Here is a 4,834-nt window from a genome sequence, read left to right as displayed (position 1 = left end):
GTCAAGCAATGCGCCAGGTATCGCCCCGCTTTGCACTCGATCACATGGCGGCGCCCCGCCTTGACGTCAGTGCGCTTTTCGCGCTTGCCCGTGACCAAGGCCTGACCGACGTCCAAATCCGTTACCCTCATTTCAGCAATCCTGTCGCACGCGGCATTCCGGCTGCGGACGTTCGGTTTGCCGCTACCGAAGCGGGCGTCACGATCATCTCTGTCAACGCCTTGCAGCGGTTCAACGACTGGACTCCAACGCGTCAGGCCGAGGCAAGCAACCTCGCCGATTATGCGACGGCGTGCGGGGCAGAGACGCTCGTGTTGGTGCCGGCCAACCGCAGCTCGTGGCCCACCAATAGCGAGCGCCAGGACAATCTTCGTTTCGCTCTAAACGAGATCAAGCCAATCCTCCAGTCGCGGGGTCTGATCGGTCTCATCGAGCCGCTGGGTTTCCGAACCTGCTCGCTTCGATCAAAGAAGGAAGCGGCCGAGGCCGTTGCCGCGGTTGATGGCCAGTCCGTCTTTCGCCTCGTGCACGACACGTTCCACCACACCCTGGCCGGGGAGACATGCCTGTTCTGCGAGCTTACCGGCCTGGTGCACATTTCAAGCGTAAACGACCCGACCTTCTGGATTTACCCCGATCGCTTTCTTGCAGGTTCCGACAATGGCAGCCAGATTCAGGCGCTGCTGGATGGCGGCTACGCGGGACCTTTCTCGTTCGAGCTGATCGAGGAAGTCCATTCTCTGGACGATCTCGCAGGCGCACTTGCCGCCAGCATCGACTTTATCCGGCGAGGGCTATTGTCGTCAAAGTAGATGGTGACAGGTGTAGTGACTATAGGTGCGCCTGAATTTTCCGAGGGTTCACAGCGGGGCAGCCATCCGAGATGCCTCCTGTATCATTATCTCCCGCATCCAGATGCTTGCCGGATCGCTATTGTGGAGGGCCGGCCATTGGAGGGTCTCGGTGAATGTGGGAAATGGCAGCGGAAGTTCGATAACCCGCAGGGGGAACGTTTTTTCGAAATGCCTGACCAGCCGTAAGGGCATGGTCGCTATACGAGCTGTGCCGGACACCATAGGTGGAATCATGCTGAAGCCCTGCACGGCGACCTCGACACGTCTCTTAAGGCCATGCTCAAGCAAAAACCATTCCTCGATAGACGGCTTCATCGTACGCCCGAACCTGACCGCGACGTGCCTCATCGACATGTATCTCTCGAATGTAAGCTGCTGTGGCAGCTGCTTGTTTGTGGGACAGCCTACGCACACGAGCTTCTCGTCAAACAGCGCAATGCTTGAATGCACACTCGACGTGAACATATCCGGTAGAATTAGAAAATCGACGTCACCGCGCCGGAGAAGCTCATCGGGGCTATCGTCGACAGGCAGCAGTTCGAAGCTGACGGCGGGGGCTTCCCGTGAAATACGCTCCACAAGCTTTTCGAAAAACACGAGCGTGACGAAATCGGAAAGAATGATCCTGAAGAGGCGATCGGCTCGAGCTGGGTCAAACGGATCCGAAGAAATAATCGAGCACTGGATGTGCTGGAGAGCGTCGCGAACTGCGGGGGCAAATGCTGCCGCACGCGGGGTTAGAAATCGTTCGCGACCTCTTATCGTAAACAGTTCATCGCGGAAATAATCGCGCAGTCGGGCGACGGCCGCACTCATGGCGGGCTGACTCAGGTTGATCCTGCGTGCCGCCGCCGAGAGATTACGCTCCGTCAGGAGTGCGTCGAGCACAACGAGGAGATTTAGATCAAGTCCTTTGAAACGCATGTCATCAGCCATCCATGGGATGGATGCCTTTAACCGAAACAAACGACTTTAACAATTTAGCATTCTTGCAATCTTTTGTCGCAAAAAGTTTATGATGGATGACGTTAAGGTCCGACATATGAGCCGCGTGATCTGTCGAAGCGAGCAATCGTTCGTACTGTGCAGGTCAGAGATTGGCAGTTTGAAACGCCGGGCCGATGGCGCCGGGCTATCAACCAGCGTCTTCGGCGGCCCCGACCTAGCTGGGCGTGGAATCTAATAGGGTGCACCTTTCCAGTCCGAGGCGACTGATGGGCGGTTTGATCCTAAGCTGCCGTGAGGCCTGTGCCAATTGTATCGGCGAGCCAATGCAGCAGTCCGGCAGCGTTTTTGAGAGCTGTTGTAGGCTCGGCCTAAGCCCATTGGCGCAAGCCTATCTGAACGAAGCGCTTGGCCTTGCCGCTATCCGGTATGTGATCTGTGGTGTCTTCTCGTCCTGCTGTTCTTGTTTTGGAACGCCCTTATGGTGAGCCCATCCGGGACGTGGGGCACCGGGAGCACAAAGGTGCAGGCAGGCCGTCAATAGACCGTGGGCTGAGAGCCCGAGCTCGTTACATGGCCGCCCCTGGCGACTTTCCCGGATGCGCTGCGAGCGCGGATCAGTAGATGTCGTGTTGCCCGCCAGCTCCCGTCTTTGACCGAGCCAAGAAGGAGGAACGGGCATGCTTATCATCGGACTGGATATTCACCGCGCCTTCGCCGAAGCAGTGGCATGGGAGGAGGGCAGGCTCAGGCGACTCGGCCGCGTCGACATGCGGCGCGATCTGCTGGCGGCGTTCGCCGCGAAGCTGTCGCCGAACGATGTCGGGGTGATCGAGGCCACCGGCAGCGCGACGTCCGCTGCAGCTGTGGTTGCGCCGCATGTGAAGAAGGTGGGGATCGCCAAGCCGAAACAGGTGTTTATCGTTGCCTATGCCAAGATCAAAACGACGATCGACGCCGACGTTCTTGCGCAGCTCTATGCCAGCGGCTTCTTGCCAGAAGTCTGGATTGCGGACGAGCCGACGCAGGCTCTGCGTCGACAGGTGACACGGCGCAATCAGATTGTCCGACAGAGATCTCGATTGAAGAGCGTCATCCAGTCGATCCTTCATAGCCACCTGATCCGTCCTGCCCGCATGCCGACCTGTGCGGCGCCAAGGGTCGGACCTGGTAATCGAGCAGGTCGTACCGCAGGACGAGCGCCTCGCGATCGATGGGCATCTGCGCGAGTTCGACCGATTGGGCGAAGACCTCCAGGTCATCGAACGCGATCTTGTCCGCTCGGCTCTCGAGGATGAAGGCGTGAAGCGGCTGATGACCATTCCCGGCGTCGACATCACCGTCGCGCTGGCGATGAAGGGCGGCGATCGGCGACGTGTCGCGCTTCGACGATCCGCAGAAGCTCGTGACCTATCTCGGGTTGAACCCAAGCGTCCAGCAGTCCGGCCAGGTCCGGCCTACCATGGGCGAATCACCAAGCAGGGCCGTGGTCATGCGCGCGGCATGCTCGTCGAGGCGGCCTGGGCGGCCGCTCGTGCTCCCGGACCGTTGCGAGCCTTCTCCCTGCGGCGTGCGAGCCCGGCGCGGACAGCATGTCGCGGCCGTGGCAACCGCACGCAAACTCTCTGTCGTGATCTGTCATCTGTTGAGAAGGGCGAGAGTTACGCGTAGGCTCGACCCTCCCTGCATGCCAAGAAGCTTGCGCGATGTGGAACTCAAGGCCGGGAGCAAGGCTGTGCGCGGCCAAAAGGGAGCGCACGCCTACAACATAAAGAGCCACCGGGAAGAAGAGCGCCGCTGGGTGGAGCAGGCCGAGGGCGCCTATGCACGCCTCGTTGCCGGTTGGAACCCACGAGGTCCGAAGAGGGTAGGCACGGATGCCGCAAACGAGGCGCGACGATAGAAGCTGCGCGGCAGGGCTCTCATCTCGGACCCTGCTCTTCGCCACGCGGTCGTCCGTGCGCGACAGGAGAATAGCGCAGATTTATCAAAAAGGCTCTTGTCGATCACATCAGTGGTCTTGGGCGCTGTACGGCCGGGTGAAGACTTTGCAGGTGGCGCGGAAAGCGTTTGACCTGTAGCGAAGCAATTGTCGTCATTACGCGCTCGACCCGGGCGCCCAGCTTGGCATAAGGGCTACGTGGCCTCAGGAAGCGTCGTCGCCAATGCAGACCATGGACGAATTCCCAGCCGATGCCGAGATGCCGGTCGACCGTGCCTGTCGCCGTCCGGTGATGCGATGCCCCCGAGCGGATGAGTTCGCCCCGGAAGCTCCCGGTCACGACGCACGGGTTCGGGTTCCAAGGCGCTCAGTTTTGTTCGCGCCCAATCGGTGTAGGACGCGGCAGAAATACGAGCGTGACGAAATCGGAAAGAATGATCCTGAAGCGGCGATTCGGTAGAGCCGGGTCAAACTATCCGACGAAATAAACGAGCACTGGATGGGCGGGAGAGCGTCGCGAACTGGAGGGCAAGAGCTCCCGGACGCAGCGTTAAGTTTGAATACCTCCGCGGACATGGTCGCGAGCTTATCGCGCAAATAATCGAGCAGCCGAGCGCCGGCCGCACTCATGACCGGCTGGGCTCGGTTAATCCTGCATGCCGCGCCCATGAGGTTGCGCTCTGTCGGGAGTGCGTCGAGCACAACGACGAGATGTAGTTCACGATCTTTGAAACGCGTGGTCAACTATCCAAAGTGTGGATGCCTTTCATCGAAACAAACGATTTCATCAATGTTCTGGAATCCTGCATGGGCAGAAGCACCTGACGCACACCGATGCCCCCACTGCCTCATGGCGTGGCGAGCGTCTTAAGAAACCGCCCGAAAGGAGATTTTTCATGCGCTCTACCGGGCAGTGGAGTGCTGGGAAAGGGAGTTGCAACTGACCGGGTCCGACTTCTTCCGAGCCTATGGACAGACTGGGAGACGCGCACGGTGTAGCGGCTCACATCGTCATACTGCACCTACGCCACACACCGGCCGGACCTGATCCGGCTTTATGAGCATTGGGCTTTGTCAGTTGCCCAAGCGTGAT

General features: G+C 59.5%; 4 protein-coding genes and 1 pseudogene. 4 read left to right on the top strand and 1 reads right to left on the bottom strand.

Features of this window, described 5'->3' with window-relative positions; translation table 11 throughout:
• Nucleotides 1-8 precede the first annotated feature (8 nt).
• On the top strand, nucleotides 9-812 hold the full coding sequence (locus EN914_RS24360; RefSeq protein ID WP_024505888.1) for a TIM barrel protein: 804 nt from the start codon (nucleotides 9-11) through the stop codon (nucleotides 810-812).
• 48 nt (nucleotides 813-860) lie between these two features.
• Here the strand turns inward: EN914_RS24360 and EN914_RS24355 are convergent, their stop codons facing one another.
• Nucleotides 861-1,778: a LysR family transcriptional regulator gene (locus EN914_RS24355; RefSeq protein ID WP_024505887.1), complete on the bottom strand. Its 918-nt coding sequence runs from the start codon at nucleotides 1,776-1,778 to the stop codon at nucleotides 861-863.
• A gap of 701 nt (nucleotides 1,779-2,479) precedes the next feature.
• On the opposite strand from EN914_RS24355, the gene EN914_RS40185 reads away from it, so the two are divergent.
• The 3 genes and pseudogenes from EN914_RS40185 (at nucleotide 2,480) to EN914_RS40175 (ending at nucleotide 3,702) form a co-directional block, all read left to right on the top strand.
• Nucleotides 2,480-3,097, top strand: coding sequence for a transposase (locus EN914_RS40185; protein WP_407067812.1), 618 nt, complete (start codon nucleotides 2,480-2,482; stop codon nucleotides 3,095-3,097).
• 16 nt (nucleotides 3,098-3,113) lie between these two features.
• Nucleotides 3,114-3,296: pseudogene (locus tag EN914_RS40180) on the top strand (IS110 family transposase); the annotation flags it as partial.
• Nucleotides 3,220-3,702, top strand: coding sequence for a hypothetical protein (locus tag EN914_RS40175; protein WP_407067813.1), 483 nt, complete (start codon nucleotides 3,220-3,222; stop codon nucleotides 3,700-3,702). The pseudogene EN914_RS40180 and the gene EN914_RS40175, both read left to right, overlap by 77 nt.
• The last annotated feature ends 1,132 nt before the right edge of the window (nucleotides 3,703-4,834 follow it).

This window comes from Mesorhizobium sp. M7A.F.Ca.CA.001.08.2.1 (genome assembly GCF_003998455.1).
In the GTDB taxonomy this organism is placed as follows: Bacteria; Pseudomonadota; Alphaproteobacteria; order Rhizobiales; family Rhizobiaceae; genus Mesorhizobium; species Mesorhizobium ciceri.
This window is presented reverse-complemented; position numbering and strand designations above follow the sequence as displayed.